Source organism: Variovorax sp. 22077, from assembly GCF_052044195.1.
Classification (GTDB): Bacteria; Pseudomonadota; Gammaproteobacteria; order Burkholderiales; family Burkholderiaceae_C; genus Variovorax; species Variovorax atrisoli.
This window is the reverse complement of the sequence record NZ_JBQEQC010000003.1, coordinates 149,141-164,484: the sequence shown is the minus strand read 5'-3', so window position 1 is coordinate 164,484 and position 15,344 is coordinate 149,141. Positions and strand designations below refer to the sequence as shown.

The window sequence follows — 15,344 nt, the reverse complement described above, 5'->3', positions numbered from 1 at the left end:
GCGAACTTCGGCTGCCAGAGCCATTCGCACGCACGCGCGCAGATCGCACGACGCGCGCCAAAGCCATCGTCGAGGCCGCTGAAGACCATCGCGAGATCGATCGACGGTACATGCCATGCATCACGCATGGATCATCGAAATCGCATCATCGATTCCTCTTCCGTCATGCACCGCGCATCGTGCGATGCGTGCCGATGCCACTGCTCATTGCACCTGCGTTCATCGGCGTGATCGCGCGTCGTGCAAGCAGCGATTCGATGCACTGCCCGTGCTAGGGATATCACGGGGGTTTCGAGAGAGCGCGATTCGTGTGAACTTGACTGAGGTCAAGAGTTTTTGACTCGCTCGGTCCGACAGTCATCCACGCGCAGACAACTGGTGATTCCCATGCCGTGTATCGATGTCAACGAAGCCTCGTCGCCCGTCGATGCGCACAGATCGCTCGACTGATTGCTCAGCTTTGCAGCCTGTCGGATTTCAACGAAAACACCAAGGACAACTCCATGACTCGGCCCACCTCAACGATCGCAGGTTCCAACCCCGCGATGTACCCTCCGTCCGAAACCTATGGCGCCAGCGCGACCCGATCCGAGGCGTATCGATGGGGTCAGCTGCTCATCGGCATCGTCTGCATGGCGATGATCGCGAACCTGCAGTACGGCTGGACGCTCTTCGTCAATCCGATCGCCGACAAGCACGGCTGGAGCCGCGCCGCGATCCAGGTCGCGTTCACCATCTTCGTCCTTACCGAAACCTGGCTCGTGCCCATCGAGGGCTACCTCGTCGACCGCTTCGGTCCGCGTCCTGTGGTGCTGGTGGGCGGCGTGCTGTGCGGCGTGGGCTGGGTGCTCAACTCGTTCGCCGATTCGCTCGGGATGCTGTACGTCGCTGCGGCCATCGGCGGCATCGGCGCGGGTGCGGTCTACGGCACCTGCGTGGGCAATGCGCTCAAGTGGTTCCCCGACCGGCGCGGCCTCGCGGCAGGCATGACCGCGGCGGGCTTCGGTGCCGGCTCCGCGCTCACGATCATCCCGATCTCCGCGATGATCAAGTCCAGCGGCTACGAGGCGGCCTTCCTGTACTTCGGGATCGGGCAGGGGCTGATCGTGTTCCTGCTCGCATGGCTGCTGACCCGCGCACCGGACCATGCCAAGTCGTCCGGCACCCGCAACGTGCAGCAGTCGCGTCGCGACTACGCGCCCTCCGAGGTGCTGCGCTCACCGGTGTTCTGGGTGATGTACGCGATGTTCGTGATGGTGGCGGCCGGCGGCCTGATGGCCACCGCGCAGCTCGCGCCCATCGCCAAGGACTTCAAGATCATCGACGTGCCGGTCAACATCATGGGCCTGGTGCTGCCCGCGCTGACCTTCGCGCTGGCCATCGACCGCGTGCTCAACGGCCTCACGCGGCCCTTCTTCGGATGGGTGTCGGACAAGATCGGCCGCGAGCAGACCATGTTCATCGCCTTCGCGATCGAGTCGGTCGGCATCCTGATGCTCTACCACTACGGCCAGAACCCGCTGCTGTTCGTGATCCTCACGGGCATCGTGTTCTTCGCCTGGGGCGAGATCTACAGCCTGTTCCCCTCGACCTGCGCCGACACCTTCGGATCGAAGTACGCGGCCTCCAACGCCGGCATGCTCTACACCGCCAAGGGCACGGCCTCGCTGCTGGTGCCGCTGTCGAGCGTGCTGGCCGCCTCCACCGGCAGCTGGCAGGCCGTCTTCATCGCGGCCAGCGCGGTCAACGCGCTCGCGGCGCTGATGGCCTGGTTCGTGCTGCGGCCGATGCGCCGCAGGCACATCGAGGCGAGCCGCGCCGACTAGGTCGGAGAACACCTGGACACCACGCGAAGCGCCTGCACCGGTACCATCCGCACAAGCCGTCTTCCCCACACACGGCCCCGCCATGAAGATGGCGGGGCCTTTTGCCGATGAACAGGAGCCTTTGCAGTGACGATCTACCGACTTGATGCGCATGAACCGGCCATCGACGCCAGCGCCCGCGTGGCCGAGAGCGCCAGCGTGATCGGCCAGGTCGTGCTCGCGGCCGGCAGCCGAATCGGCGCGCACTCGGTGCTGCGCGGCGACAACGAGCCCATCACCGTCGGCCGCGGCAGCCAGGTGGAGGCGGGCGTGATGCTGCATGCCGACCCCGGCTTCCCGCTCACCATCGGCGCCGACGTGACGGTGGGCCCGCACGTGATGCTGCACGGCTGCACCGTGGGGGACGGCGCCGCCATCGGCGAGAACACCGTCGCGCTCAACGGCTCGGTGGTGGGCCGCGGCTGCATCGTCGAGCCCGGTTCGCTGCTCACCGAAGGCAAGGTCTTTCCCGACCGTTCGCGCATCGCGGGCCGCCCCGCGAAGGTCGCCGGCGAGGTGAGCGACGAAGAGGCGCAAGCGCAGCTGCGCAGGGCGCGCGAAGCCGCCGCCCGCTAGGGTCTTTCCGACAGTTCTTGCGGTCCTTGCGAACCCTGCACGCCCGCAGGGTTTGTGCGCATTGGCACCGTGCCTGTTTCGGCGGAAATTGACTTGTGTCAAGGCCCCCGACGCCCGATTCATCGACATTGGTCCCCAAGCGGACCACCACGGGATTCGCGTCGAATTCGAGACGCCGGGCCCGTGACGGAACCACGATGAAACCAGCTCCGCCTGCAGGCCCCCGAGGCTTCATGCAGCGGCGGAGCAGATCGGACGGACCATGAGACAAGAACAGGTTCAGCAGGCGCAGCAGGGGGACGAGACGCAAGAGCTCGCCACGGTGCGGCGCATCCTGCAGGCGCACGAGAACGAACCCGGCGCGCTGCTGCCGATACTGCACGACGTGCAGGACGCGCTCGGCCACATTCCCGCGAACGCGGTGCCGGTCATCGCCGAGGCGCAGAACCTCTCGCGCGCCGAGGTGCACGGCGTGGTCACCTACTACCACCACTTCCGCAGCGCGCCCGCCGGCCGCCACGTGATCCAGATCTGCCGCGCCGAGGCGTGCCAGTCGATGGGCGCCGATGCGCTGCTGGCCCATGCCGAACTGCGGCTGGGCTGCAGCGCGCACGGCACCACGAAGGACGGCGCCTTCACGCTGGAGCCGGCCTTCTGCCTCGGCCTGTGCGCCTCCTCGCCTGCGATGACGCTGGACGACCAGCCGCACGCGCGCGTGACACCCCGCACGTTCGACGCGCTCCTCGCGCAGGTCGCCCCATGAGCACCATCACCGTCTACGTTCCGCGCGACTCGGCCGCGCTCGCCGTCGGAGCCGACAGCGTGGCCCGGCGCATCGCCAAGGAAGCGGCCGCGCGCGGGCTGATGCTCGAGATCGTGCGCAACGGCTCGCGCGGCATGTTCTGGCTCGAGCCGCTGGTGGAGGTGAACACGCCCGCCGGCCGCATCGCCTACGGGCCGGTGACGCCCGACGACGTGGCGGGCCTGTTCGACGCCGGCTTCCTCACCGGCGGCAGGCATCCGCTCGCGCTCGGTCCGACAGAGGAGATCCCGTACCTGAAGAAGCAGGAGCGCCTGACCTTCTCGCGCATGGGCATCACCGACCCGGTCTCGCTCACCGACTACCAGGCCTACGAAGGATTCGCCGGCCTGCGCCGTGCGCTGGCGCTCGAGCCCGGCGAGATCGTGCAGCAGGTGCTCGACTCCGGCCTGCGCGGGCGCGGCGGCGCGGCCTTTCCGGCGGGCATCAAGTGGAAGACGGTGCTGGGCACGGCGGCGGCGCAGAAGTACATCGTCTGCAATGCCGACGAGGGCGACTCGGGCACCTTCTCCGACCGCATGACGATGGAGGGCGACCCCTTCATGCTGATCGAGGGCATGACCATCGCGGGCCTGGCCACCGGCGCGACGAAGGGCTACATCTACGTGCGTTCCGAGTACCCGCATGCGATCGCGACGCTGAACGAGGCCATCCGCGTTGCCGAGGCTGCGGGCTTTCTCGGCGACAACATCCTGCGTTCGGGCAAGCGCTTCTCGCTCGAAGTGCGAAAGGGCGCGGGCTCGTACGTGTGCGGAGAAGAGACGGCGCTGCTCGAGAGCCTGGAAGGCAAGCGCGGCATCGTGCGCGCCAAGCCGCCGCTGCCGGCCATCGAGGGGCTGTTCGGGCGGCCGACGCTCATCAACAACGTCATCACGCTGGCGAGCGTGCCGCTGATCCTCGCGCGCGGCGCGGCCTTCTACCGCGACTATGGCGTGGGCCGCTCGCGCGGCACGCTGCCGATGCAGCTGGCCGGCAACATCAGGTACGGCGGCCTGGTCGAGAAGGCCTTCGGCGTCACGCTGCGCGAGCTGCTCTACGACTACGGCGGCGGGTCGGCCTCGGGCCGGCCGATCAAGGCGGTGCAGGTCGGCGGCCCGCTGGGCGCATACCTGCCCGAATCGAAGTGGGACCTGCCGCTCGACTACGAGGCCTACTCGGCCGTCGGCGGCACCGTGGGCCACGGCGGCATCGTGGTGCACGACGACACGGCCGACCTCTCGAAGCTCGCGCGCTACGCCATGGAGTTCTGCGCGCTCGAATCCTGCGGCAAGTGCACGCCCTGCCGCATCGGCTCGACCCGCGGCGTGGAGGTCATCGACAAGATCCGCAGCAACCAGAACCGCCCGCAGCAGGTGATGCTGCTGCGCGACCTGTGCGACACGATGGTCCACGGCTCGCTGTGCGCCATGGGCGGCATGACGCCGTTCCCGGTGCTTTCGGCGCTGGATCATTTCCCGCAGGACTTCGGCATCGAAGCGCCCGATCGCAAGGCTGCGTGACATGCCCACCCCCGTCGCCTGCTCACTTCGTGTAGCCGCCTCCCCCTCGAGAGGGCAACACCGGTGGCCCGGCAAAGCCGGTTCCACGGTGTTCCGCGACCCAGGGGCGGGCGCCGCAGGTGTGAGGGAGCCGGTTCGCGCTTCGCACGGCCGTGGTGAATTGCCAGATCAGAGAGAAAGCTAAAGACATGTTGGACCATCTCAAGGACATCGACTACGGCACCCCCAGGCGCGAATCGGAGCGCGAGGTGACGCTGGAGATCGACGGCAACGAAGTCACGGTGCCCGCGGGCACATCGCTGATGCGCGCGGCGGTGGATGCGGGCATCCAGGTGCCCAAGCTCTGCGCCACCGACAGCCTGGAGCCCTTCGGCTCGTGCCGGCTGTGCCTGGTCGAGATCGAAGGGAGGCGGGGCTTCCCGGCCTCGTGCACCACGCCCGCCGAGGCCGGCATGAAGGTGCGCACGCAGACGCCGAAGCTGCAGGAGCTGCGCAAGGGCGTGATGGAGCTCTACATCTCCGACCATCCGCTGGACTGCCTCACCTGCTCGGCCAACGGCAACTGCGAGCTGCAGGACATGGCGGGCGTGACCGGCCTGCGCAACGTGCGCTACGGCTTCGACGGTGCCAACCACCTGAAGAGCGAGAAGGACGAGTCGAACCCCTACTTCAGCTACGACCCGTCGAAGTGCATCGTGTGCAACCGCTGCGTGCGCGCCTGCGAGGAAACGCAGGGCACCTTCGCGCTGACCATCAGCGGCCGCGGCTTCGAGTCGCGCGTGTCGCCGGGCCAGGACGAGGCCTTCATGGACTCGGAATGCGTGAGCTGCGGCGCCTGCGTCGAGGCCTGCCCCACCGCCACGCTGCAGGAGAAGTCGGTGATCTGGCTCGGCCAGCCCGAGCACAGCGTGATCACCACCTGCGCCTACTGCGGCGTGGGCTGCGCCTTCAAGGCCGAGATGAAGGGCAATGAAGTGGTGCGCATGGTGCCGTGGAAGGACGGCAAGGCCAACGAGGGCCACTCCTGCGTCAAGGGCCGCTTCGCCTGGGGCTACGCCACGCACCAGGACCGCATGCTCAAGCCGATGATCCGCAAGAACATCAGCGACCCGTGGCAGGAGGTGAGCTGGGAGACCGCGCTCAACTACGCCGCGAGCGAGTTCAAGCGCCTGCAGTCCAAGTACGGCCGCGACTCCATCGGCGGCATCACCTCCTCGCGCTGCACCAACGAGGAGACCTACCTCGTGCAGAAGCTGGTGCGCGCCGCCTTCGGCAACAACAACGTCGACACCTGCGCGCGCGTGTGCCATTCGCCCACTGGCTACGGCCTGAAGCAGACGCTGGGCGAATCGGCGGGCACGCAGACCTTCGCCTCGGTGGACAAGGCCGACGTGATCATGGTGATCGGCGCCAACCCGACCGACGGCCACCCGGTGTTCGCCTCGCGCATGAAGAAGCGGCTGCGCCAGGGCGCCAAGCTGATCGTGGTCGACCCGCGCCGCATCGACATCGTGAAGTCGCCGCACATCGAGGCGGCGCACCACCTGCAGCTGCGCCCCGGCACCAACGTGGCGGTGGTCACGGCGCTGGCGCACGTCATCGTGACCGAAGGGCTGATGGCCGACGAGTTCGTGGCCGAGCGCTGCGACACCGCTTCTTTCAAGGAGTGGAAGTCGTACGTCGAACGCCCCGAGCAGTCGCCCGAGGCCACCGAGGCGGTGACCGGCGTGCCGGCCGCCGAGATGCGCGCGGCCGCGCGGCTCTTCGCCACCGGCGGCAATGCCGCCATCTACTACGGCCTGGGCGTGACCGAGCACAGCCAGGGCTCGACGACGGTGATGGGCATCGCGAACCTCGCGATGGTCACCGGCAACGTCGGCCGCGAGGGCGTGGGCGTGAACCCGCTGCGCGGCCAGAACAACGTGCAGGGCTCCTGCGACATGGGCTCCTTCCCGCACGAGCTGCCGGGCTACCGGCATGTGTCGGACAGCACCACGCGCTCTTCGTTCGAGGCCGCCTGGGGCGTGCCGATCGACCCCGAGCCGGGGCTGCGCATTCCCAACATGTTCGACGCCGCGATCGGCGGCAGCTTCAAGGGCCTCTACTGCGAGGGCGAGGACATCGTGCAGTCCGACCCCAACACGCAGCACGTGGCCGCCGCGATGATGGCCATGGAATGCGTGGTGGTGCAGGACATCTTCCTCAACGAGACCGCCAAGTACGCGCACGTGTTCCTGCCGGGCTCCTCCTTCCTCGAGAAGGACGGCACCTTCACCAACGCCGAGCGCCGCATCTCGCGCGTGCGCAAGGTGATGCCGCCCAAGGCCGGCCTCGCCGACTGGGAGGTGACGGTGAAGCTCGCGCAGGCACTCGGCTACCCGATGGACTACGAGAGCCCCGAGGAGATCATGGACGAGATCGCCGCGCTCACGCCCACCTTCCGCGGGGTGAGCTACAAGCGCCTCGACGAGCTCGGCAGCATCCAGTGGCCCTGCAACGAGAACGCGCCCGAGGGCACGCCCACCATGCACATCGACCGCTTCGTTCGCGGCAAGGGCAAGTTCATCGTCACGCAGTACGTGGCGACCGACGAGAAGGTCACGCGCCGGTTCCCGCTGCTGTTGACCACCGGGCGCATCCTCTCGCAGTACAACGTGGGCGCGCAGACGCGGCGCACCGAGAACAACCAGTGGCACAGCGAGGACCGCCTGGAAATCCATCCTCATGACGCCGAGGAGCGCGGCGTGAAGGAAGGAGACTGGGTCGGCATCCAGAGCCGCGCGGGCGAGACGGTGCTGCGCGCCACGGTGTCCGAGCGCATGCAGCCGGGCGTGGTCTACACCACCTTCCACTTCCCCGAGTCGGGCGCGAACGTGATCACCACCGACAACTCCGACTGGGCCACCAACTGCCCCGAGTACAAGGTCACCGCGGTGCAGGTGACGCCGGTGATGCAGCCCTCGGCCTGGCAGCAGGAGTACAGCCGCTTCAACCGGAAGCAGCACGACCTGCTCGCCGCCGCCTCGCAGCACGGCAACGAGACGGTGCCGGCCAAGTGAGGATGCACCGCGCATGACCATGCAGGCCGCCGACACCGTCCGCTTCTGCGAAGGCGCGCAGCTGCTGCCCGTGCGCGGCGTACGCGGCGGCCGGCCCTTCGACGTGCAGGACTGGGTGGCCGAGGAAGTGCCGGTGGCGCTCGAATACAACGGCATCTCGCACGCGGTGATGCTCGCGACACCGCTCGACCTGGAAGACTTCGCGCTCGGCTTCTCGCTGGGCGAGGGCATCCTCGATGCGGCGCACGAGCTCTATGCGGTGGAGGCCGAGCAGTCGGCGCTGGGCTTCACGGTGCACATGCAGGTGTCGGGCGCGGCCTTCGCGCGCCTGAAGCAGCGCCGCCGCTCGATGGCCGGGCGCACCGGCTGCGGCCTGTGCGGCACCGAGAGCCTGACGCAGGTGTCGCGCGAGATCCCCGTGCTGCGGGACGACGTGGCCGTACGCTTCGAGCGCGGGGCCATCGCCCGCGCGATGTCGCAGCTGCCCTCGCAGCAGACCTTGCAGGAGGCCACCGGCGCGGTACACGCCGCGGCATGGTGCTCGGCCGACGGCGAGGTGATGTGGCTGCGCGAGGACGTGGGCCGCCACAACGCGCTCGACAAGCTGGTGGGTGCGCTCGCGGCCAACGACGTCGATGCATCGGCCGGCTTCATCGCCGTCACCAGCCGCGCGAGCTTCGAGATGGTCCAGAAGGCCGCGATGGCCGGCGCGCCGCTGCTCGCCGCGGTGTCGGCGCCGACCTCGTTCGCGGTGGCCACCGCGCAGCGCGCGGGCCTCACGCTGGTGGGCTTCGTGCGGCAGCAGGACCTCGGCGTGTACAGCCACGCTCAGCGGCTGCGCTGAGCCTCTTTTTCCTCTTTCAACGCCACCCACAACTTTCCGGAAGCCACATGGAGCACGATCAATCGGCGCAACTCGTGAAGATGGCCAACCAGATCGGCAGCTTCTTCCAGGCGCAATCGCCCAGCGACGCGGGCGCGGCCACGCAGGCCATCGCGGCGCACCTGAAGTCGTTCTGGGCGCCGAGCATGCGCATCCAGCTGCTGCGCGATTTCGATGCGGGCAGGACGCCGCAGCTGATGCCTATCGTGGCATCGGCGCTTCGCAGCCATCGGGCGACGCTGCTGCCTGCGCCATGAGCAGCGACTCGTAGTAGAGGCACAGCGGCATCGCGACGAACACCATGCCTGCGACGTAGATCACGAGGCTGGTGACGGGGAAGTGCATGCCGCCCCAGTAGGGAATGGACGCCACGAGCGCGAGGCCCGCGATCAGCGCGATCGTGCCGCGCAGCGCACCGCGCGTGAGGGCGATGCGCGAGAGCCCCGGCGGGGCGGATGTCCGAGAGCTTTCTGGAAATTCCCGAAGGCTCTCGCCCTTGTCTCCAACTCTTTTCATCGTGGTCGCTCCTCGGTGAAGGCGAGGGACGGTTCTTATCACGCGCGCAAGACGCGGGTCAAGGCCGAAGTCTTGGAGCGGGAGCGGGAGCGGACAGCGGATGCAGAGGGCGCGAAGGTTGCGCGAAGGTCGCGAAAGAAAAACCAAAAAGTGTTTTGGGTTTCTCTTGCGACCTCTGCGCAGCTTTTGTATTTCTTCTGCGCTCGCTGTCCTCGCCCGCTCCCGATCCCCGCTTCAGTCGTACTTGACGGTGTAGATCAGGTCGAGGCCGCTGGTCTGGCCGGCCTGGCCGCGCAGGGTGAGGCGCGTTGTCAGGTCGTAGAAGATGAAGAGCGTGCCGAAGGTGCCGCCGATGCTGCGTTCGTAGGTGATGTAGAAGTCCTTCGAGAGGCGCTTGCCCAGGGTCACTGCCGACTCGCGCAGGTCGCCGCCGTCGCCCGGGCCCTTGAAGCCCAGTTCGTCGAGGCCGAAGCGGCTGGCGAGGCTGCCGCCGGTGGAGGCGCCGCCGATCTTGCCCAGCAGCGACAGCGCCGCCTGCTGCAGCAGCGCCGACTCGCCGCCGCTGGTGGCCGAGGCGCGGCCCAGGACGACCCATGAGAGCGTCTCGGCATCCGACAGCGCCGGCTCCGAATACAGCTTCACGCGCGGCGACTGCGCGGTGCCGGTGATCTGCACGCCCGCGCGCTGCGAGAGGTTGGGGCGGATGGCGAGGATGTCGAGCGCCGGGTTGTCGAAGGGGCCGTTGAAGCGCGCGATGCCGGTCTCCACGTCGAGCTGCTGGCCGTAGGCGCGGTACTGGCCCTTCACCGTCTTCACCTCGCCGGTGATGCGCGGCGGCGCGTCGAGCCGGGTGCTGCGGATCTCCAGGTTGCCTTCGAGGCGCGTGGTGATGCCGCGGCCCTGCACCGCGAAGTCGTCGCCCAGGTCGAACTCGACCGTGATGTCCGGCGGCCTGGCAGTCTGCGGCTTCGCGGCCTGCGCGTCGGCGCGGGCGGCTTCGCGCTTCGCCGCCTCGGCGGCCTCGCGGTCCTTGGCGGCGGAGCGCACGACGACGTCGCTGCCCAGGCTGGGCGCGGTCTCGTCGGGCAGGATGATGACGGCGCGGTCGGTCCTGAGCTTGCCGCGCACGGTGAACTGGCCGTTGTCCAGCCGCGCCTGCAGGTCGCCCGAGAGCGTGACCTGCCGGTCGGTGCGCACCAGCACGCGCAGCGCGCGCAGCTGGCCCTGCACCGCCATGCGGATGCCCGTTGCGCCGCCGGCGGCCGGGCCCCAGCTGAGGTCGCCGCTGGCCGAGAGCGTGCCGCCATCGGTGCGGGCCTCGCTCGCTGCGGTGCTGCGGTTGCCGCTCTGGCCGCCGATGCGTGCGGAGCTGCCGGCGCCGCCCTTGAGCGTGAATTCGGTGATCTCCACGCGCTCGCCCGTGAGCGTGGCGCGCAGACGGCCGTCGCGCAGGTCCAGCCCTTCGACGGGCGCGCGCAGCGCGAGCTTGTCGGCGCCCAGCGTGCCGTTCCAGCGCGGCGCGGCGCGGTTGCCCGAGAGCGTGGCGTTGGCGTCCAGCGTGCCGGCGATGCGCCAGCCCGGCGGCGCAAGCATCGACCACACGCCCAGGTTCGGCAGCGTGGCCTTGATGTTGCCGCCCAGCGGTGCGTCGGGCGCCCACTGCCAGCCGCCGGCTCGCTGCTGTACGCGGGTGTTGATGTCGGCGTCGATCTTGCCGGCGCGTTCGCTGTCCCAGGCGAGAACGGCGCGCACCGCGTCGCCGTCGGCATCCAGGCGCAGCTCGGCCTGGCGCAGGCCGGCCGGCGTGCTGGGCGCGTCGCCGCTGGCCGAGGCGGAATTCATCGTGCGCTCGCTCGCGGTGCCCGTGCCGGTGCTGGTGATGCGCGTGACCAGCGCGGCCTCGCCGGCCTGCACGCGGATGTCGCCGCTCTGGCGCGCGAGGCGGGCCTTGGCGTGCAGCGTGTCGCCGGCATCGATGTCCCAGTCGCCGTTGAACATCAGGTCGCCGCTGATGCCGTATTCGCCGAGCGTGGTGTTGGCGCCGAAGGCGCCGGCCCAGGCCATCGGCAGGCCCTGCAGCTGGCCCTTGGACTGCACGCGGAACACGCGGTTGGGCGCGGCGCCGCTCTGGCTGAAGCGCAGCGGCTGCCAGTCGATGCGCACCGTGCCGGGCACGGGGCCGCGCAGCGTGGCCGAGGCGGCGGAGGCTTCCACGTCGAGGCGCGGCGCGTTGCCGCTCGCGGTCCGGATGGTCGCGGTGACTTCGCGGCCCAGCTCCAGCACCCATGGTGCGCCGGGGCGGGCGCTGTCCTGCGCCTGCAGCTTCAGGCTGGCCAGCGCCGCGCGCCACTGGCCGGCACCGGCGATGCCGCCGCTGGCGCGGGTATCGATGTCGAACTTCTGCGTGCCGGTGGCGGCCTCGCCCTTCAACGCGAGCGTGGCCTGCGCGAGGCTGCCCGCCAGGTCGGCCTGCAGATTGCGCACCTGGACATCGGTGCCCGTTCCGCCGGGCTGCTCGGAGGGCAGGGTGAGTTCGAGGCGCGGCACGGCGAGCGCGGCCTTGATGCTGGGCTCGGCGACGCCTCGCGGAGCGGGTGCGTTGGGGTTCTCGAGCCGGCGCTGGATGATGCGCCAGCCGCCCTGCCAGCTGGCATCGAGCTTCGCGGAACCCTTGGCGCCGGCATTGCCGAACACGCCGGACAGCCCCGGCAGGCCCTGCACCCAGCGCTGCACGGTGCCGGCGTCGTCGATGGCGGCCCTGACCTCGCCGCTGCCCGAATCGGGCGCGATGCGGCCTTCGACCTGCGCGCTGCCGCCGGGCAGGGCGAGGGCCAGCTTGCCGCTCGCCGCCTGATCGGCCACGCGCACCTGCACGCGGCCGTCGATGCTGGCGCGTTGCGTATCGATGCGCAGCGTGCGCAGGTCGAGCACCTGGTCCTTCCACTGGCCCTGTGCCAGCGCGCGGTCGAGCGCGAAGCCGGGCAGGGCCTTGCTGCCCGCGCCGCCGCCTTCGGCGCGCAGGCTGGCGTCGAAGGCGATGGTGCTGTCCTTCTGCTCGGCCTTGAGCTGGCCGCTGACCGGCGCGCCCGAAAGCTCGCTGTAGAGCGCCGCGGGCCGCACGCCGCGCACGGTGGCCTGCGCCTGCCAGGGCGAGGGCGCCGGGCTCCATTTGCCGGCCGCGTCGATGCGCCCGCCGCCTGCGCGCACGGTGGCGTCGGAGAGGGTCCAGCTGGTGCCGTCGAAGCCGACCCTGGCCAGCAGCTGTTCGAGCGGCAGCTTCTGCTTGTCCCATGGGCCGGGCAGGGCGTTGCGGATGTCGGCCGAGGCCTTCCACGCGGCGGGGCCGGTGTCGGCATCGGGCTGCAGTTCGACGGTGCCGGTGAGCCGGGTCTCGGGTGCGCCGGGCCACAGGCTCGACGCGTCGACGTTGCGCAGGTCGGCCTTCGCATCGATCACCGGCTGGGGTAGCCAGGGCGCGATCTGCGCATGCAGGCTGGCCGCCATCGGCGCGTCGGCGTTCTCCTCGGCAGGCTTCAGCTCTGCCGCCACCCGCAGGCGCGCACCGGCGCCGGCGAGCGTGCCCTTGACGGTGGCGGTGGCCATCACGTCGATGTCGTGATCCTCGGCCACGGGCGCCTTCACGCGGCCGTCGAGTGCGGCCTCGATCGCCATCGGCGCAGGGCCCTGCAGCTTCACGCGGGCGCCGTAGTGGCCGCTGGCGATGTCCACGCCCTTGACCTCGAGCGCATGCTCGGCCGCCTTGTAGCTGTAGCTGCCCGAGAGATTGAGCGCCTGCAGCACAGGCGGGCCGGCCCAGCGCAGTTCGTCGATGCGGAAGGGCAGTTCGACCTCTATCGGCAGGGCGAGCTGTTCGAGCGGCTCGGTGGGCTTGTCGCTCGGCGGGCCGCGCTTCTCGATCAGCACCTGCTTCGCATGCACCTCGCCGAGCTGCACCCTGCGTCTCAGCAGCGGCGCGAGCTGCCAGCCGATGGTGGCGTCGTTCACCTCCACGGCGATGCTCTCGCTCTGGTACTTGAGCCAGCCGATGCGGCCGCCGGTGCGCAGCGAGCCGCTCACGTCGCGGCTTTCGAGCGTCTGGCCGGCCGGCAGGCGTTGCGCCGCCTGGGCGAGCGCGAAGGCGAGCGAGGTATTCGAGCCCAGCCACCACCATGCGCCGGCGACCAGCAGCACCACGGCCAGCAGCAGGCCGGCGAAGGTCCAGGCCAGGGCGCGCATCGCACGCCGCGCGCGCGAGCGGCGGGGGGGCGATGGCGGTGTGGACTGGTCGTCGGTCTGCATCTGGCGGTGCCTGCGTCAGAAGGTGAAGCCGAGGCGGAAGTGCAGGCGGAACTTCTTCGAGTCCACGCCGTAGGCCAGGTCGGCCTGCACCGGCCCGACGGGGCTGCGCCAGCGCGCGCCCACGCCCACGCCGACCTTGGGCTTGAGCTCGCCGGGCTTGTCTGCCACGGCGCCCGCGTCGACGAACACCACGCTCTCCCATTCGGTGAGCTTGTTGTTGTAGACGAAGGGACGCTGCCACTCCACGCTGGCCACGCCGAGGTAGCGGCCGGCCACGGTGGTGCCGTCGGCGCGCACGGTGCCGATCTGCTTGTAGCTGTAGCCGCGCACGGTGGTGTCGCCGCCGGTCAGGAACATCAGCGTGGATGGGATCTGCGCGCTGTCCTTCGCCGACACGGCGCCGGCCTCCACGCGCAGCTGGAGGCGGCTGCGGCGCGCGCGCAGTTCCTTGTCCTCGGCCGAGCCCAGCGGCAGCACGCCGAGCCAGCGCGCGTAGGTACGGGTGAAGGGCACCTGCTCGCCGGTGAGCGTGTAGCCGGCCGCCACCTCGAGCGCGAGGCCGTAGCCGCGCGAGGGTGCGGAGTTGTCGTCGAAGTAACGTCCGGTCCAGCCCCAGTTGGCCGTCACGGCCGAGGCCGAGGGCGGGGCGTTGATGCCGCGGTTCTGGGCGTAGTCGTACTGCAGGAAGTAGCTCCGGTCGATGTGGTCGCCCGACTTGCTGCGCCCGCCGCGCAGCCGCCCGCTGTCGACCACGTAGCTGCCCGACTGCTCGCTCTTGAGCTCGGCGCCGGCGAACCAGCGCCAGCCGTGGTCGTCGGGAATGGCCTTCAGCTCGGTGGACAGCGACTTGATGTCGTTGTCCACCGACAGCCGCGAGACGGCGCGCCAGCCCAGCAGCGGCACCTGGTTGTGGATGTGGTCGATCGACAGCCGCGGCCCGTTGTCGGTGGTGAAGCCCACGCCCAGCACCACCTTCTGCAGCGGCGCCTCGCGCAGCTGCGCGATGACGGGCGCGGCCAGCGGGTTGCCGCTGTCGGTGTCGAGCGTGAGGAACACCGAGTCGTAGTAGCCGCTGCTGGCCAGGCGCTGCTGGGCGTCGAGCAGCTTCTGCTGGTCGTAGTCCTGGCCGCTGGGCAGGCGCGCGATGCGGCGCGCGCCGTCGGGGTCGTAGCGCTGGATGCCGCGCAGCACCAGCGGTCCGAACTTGTAGGCCGGGCCCGACTGGTAGGTGACGCTCAGTCGCGCCTCGCTGCGGTCGGCATCCACCTCGGCGCGGCTGATCGCGATGCTGCAGGTCGGAAAGCGCCTGGCGGTGAGGCTGCGCAGCGCCGTGGTCTTGGCGTCGTCCCAGGCCTGCTGGGTGAACGGCTGGCCGGCGCGCAGGGCCCAGGCGGTGCGGATGGTGTCGCGCTGCGACTCGGCGGCCGGGTCGTCGGCGATGGGGCCGGCATAGCTGATCTGCACGTTGCTCACCTTGGTGAGCTCGCCGGGCGAGACGTTGATGACGATCTCGCGCGGCGCCTTCTCGCCCTGCGGCGTTTCGTTGAGTTCGAGCGTCAGCGTGGGCGTGAAGTAGCCGAGCGTGGCGAGCAGCTCGCGCGCGTTGGCCTCGGCGGCCACCATGAGGCGGGAGATCTCGGTGGCGCCCAGGTCGTCGAGCTCGCGGTAGCGCTGGAGCTCGAGATGCAGCCGGAGGTAGTCGCGCACGGCCTCGGGGCCGCGCACGTCGACGGTGAAGGCGTCGCGCTTGTCGCCGGGCTTCCTTTCGCCTTCCTTGCCGTCCCTGTCTGCGTCGGTGGTGTAGTGGCAGAGGCGAGTAGCGCAGCT

General features: G+C 69.8%; 10 protein-coding genes. 7 read left to right on the top strand and 3 right to left on the bottom strand.

What is annotated here, in order from left to right:
- Positions 1–545: 545 nt before the first annotated feature.
- The 7 genes from oxlT (at position 546) to ACTJLF_RS05270 (ending at position 8,959) form a co-directional block, all read left to right on the top strand.
- Positions 546–1,826, top strand: coding sequence for an oxalate/formate MFS antiporter (oxlT, locus tag ACTJLF_RS05300; protein ID WP_440882707.1), 1,281 nt, complete (start codon positions 546–548; stop codon positions 1,824–1,826).
- Between the two features lie 126 nt (positions 1,827–1,952).
- On the top strand, positions 1,953–2,441 hold the full coding sequence (locus tag ACTJLF_RS05295) for a gamma carbonic anhydrase family protein (protein WP_132800851.1): 489 nt from the start codon (positions 1,953–1,955) through the stop codon (positions 2,439–2,441).
- A gap of 262 nt (positions 2,442–2,703) precedes the next feature.
- Positions 2,704–3,204: a formate dehydrogenase subunit gamma gene (locus ACTJLF_RS05290; RefSeq protein ID WP_126184640.1), complete on the top strand. Its 501-nt coding sequence runs from the start codon at positions 2,704–2,706 to the stop codon at positions 3,202–3,204.
- Positions 3,201–4,760 carry a formate dehydrogenase beta subunit gene (locus ACTJLF_RS05285; protein ID WP_440882632.1) on the top strand — a complete coding sequence of 520 codons (1,560 nt, stop codon included), beginning with the start codon at positions 3,201–3,203 and terminating at the stop codon, positions 4,758–4,760. Before ACTJLF_RS05290 ends, ACTJLF_RS05285 begins: the two co-directional genes overlap by 4 nt.
- A 188-nt stretch (positions 4,761–4,948) precedes the next feature.
- On the top strand, positions 4,949–7,819 hold the full coding sequence (gene fdhF / locus ACTJLF_RS05280; RefSeq protein ID WP_126184638.1) for a formate dehydrogenase subunit alpha: 2,871 nt from the start codon (positions 4,949–4,951) through the stop codon (positions 7,817–7,819).
- Positions 7,820–7,832: 13 nt separating this feature from the next.
- Complete coding sequence (gene fdhD / locus ACTJLF_RS05275) at positions 7,833–8,663, top strand: formate dehydrogenase accessory sulfurtransferase FdhD (protein WP_019656226.1); 831 nt, start codon at positions 7,833–7,835, stop codon at positions 8,661–8,663.
- Between the two features lie 47 nt (positions 8,664–8,710).
- Positions 8,711–8,959 (top strand): formate dehydrogenase subunit delta, encoded by a 249-nt coding sequence (locus ACTJLF_RS05270; RefSeq protein WP_019656225.1) that lies wholly within the window; start codon positions 8,711–8,713, stop codon positions 8,957–8,959.
- On the opposite strand, the gene ACTJLF_RS05265 is transcribed toward ACTJLF_RS05270, so the two are convergent.
- The 3 genes from ACTJLF_RS05265 to ACTJLF_RS05255 form a co-directional block, all read right to left on the bottom strand.
- The gene (locus tag ACTJLF_RS05265; RefSeq protein WP_019656224.1) at positions 8,904–9,218 is read right to left on the bottom strand and encodes a hypothetical protein; all 315 of its coding nucleotides are present in this window, start codon (positions 9,216–9,218) and stop codon (positions 8,904–8,906) included. The genes ACTJLF_RS05270 and ACTJLF_RS05265 overlap by 56 nt on opposite strands.
- Positions 9,219–9,452: 234 nt before the next feature.
- Positions 9,453–13,517 (bottom strand): translocation/assembly module TamB domain-containing protein, encoded by a 4,065-nt coding sequence (locus ACTJLF_RS05260; protein WP_440882631.1) that lies wholly within the window; start codon positions 13,515–13,517, stop codon positions 9,453–9,455.
- A 15-nt stretch (positions 13,518–13,532) separates the two neighbouring features.
- The coding region (locus tag ACTJLF_RS05255) for an autotransporter assembly complex protein TamA (RefSeq protein ID WP_440882630.1) at positions 13,533–15,344 on the bottom strand (1,812 nt) is incomplete at its 5' end.

Excerpts from the sequence above, each read along its gene's own strand:
- oxlT (WP_440882707.1), top strand. The coding sequence starts at position 546 with ATGTACCCTCCGTCCGAAACCTATGGCGCCAGCGCGACCCGATCCGAG.
- ACTJLF_RS05290 (WP_126184640.1), top strand. The coding sequence starts at position 2,704 with ATGAGACAAGAACAGGTTCAGCAGGCGCAGCAGGGGGACGAGACGCAA.
- ACTJLF_RS05285 (WP_440882632.1), top strand. The coding sequence starts at position 3,201 with ATGAGCACCATCACCGTCTACGTTCCGCGCGACTCGGCCGCGCTCGCC.
- fdhF (WP_126184638.1), top strand. The coding sequence starts at position 4,949 with ATGTTGGACCATCTCAAGGACATCGACTACGGCACCCCCAGGCGCGAA.
- fdhD (WP_019656226.1), top strand. The coding sequence starts at position 7,833 with ATGACCATGCAGGCCGCCGACACCGTCCGCTTCTGCGAAGGCGCGCAG.
- ACTJLF_RS05270 (WP_019656225.1), top strand. The coding sequence starts at position 8,711 with ATGGAGCACGATCAATCGGCGCAACTCGTGAAGATGGCCAACCAGATC.
- ACTJLF_RS05265 (WP_019656224.1), bottom strand. The coding sequence starts at position 9,218 with ATGAAAAGAGTTGGAGACAAGGGCGAGAGCCTTCGGGAATTTCCAGAA.
- ACTJLF_RS05260 (WP_440882631.1), bottom strand. The coding sequence starts at position 13,517 with ATGCAGACCGACGACCAGTCCACACCGCCATCGCCCCCCCGCCGCTCG.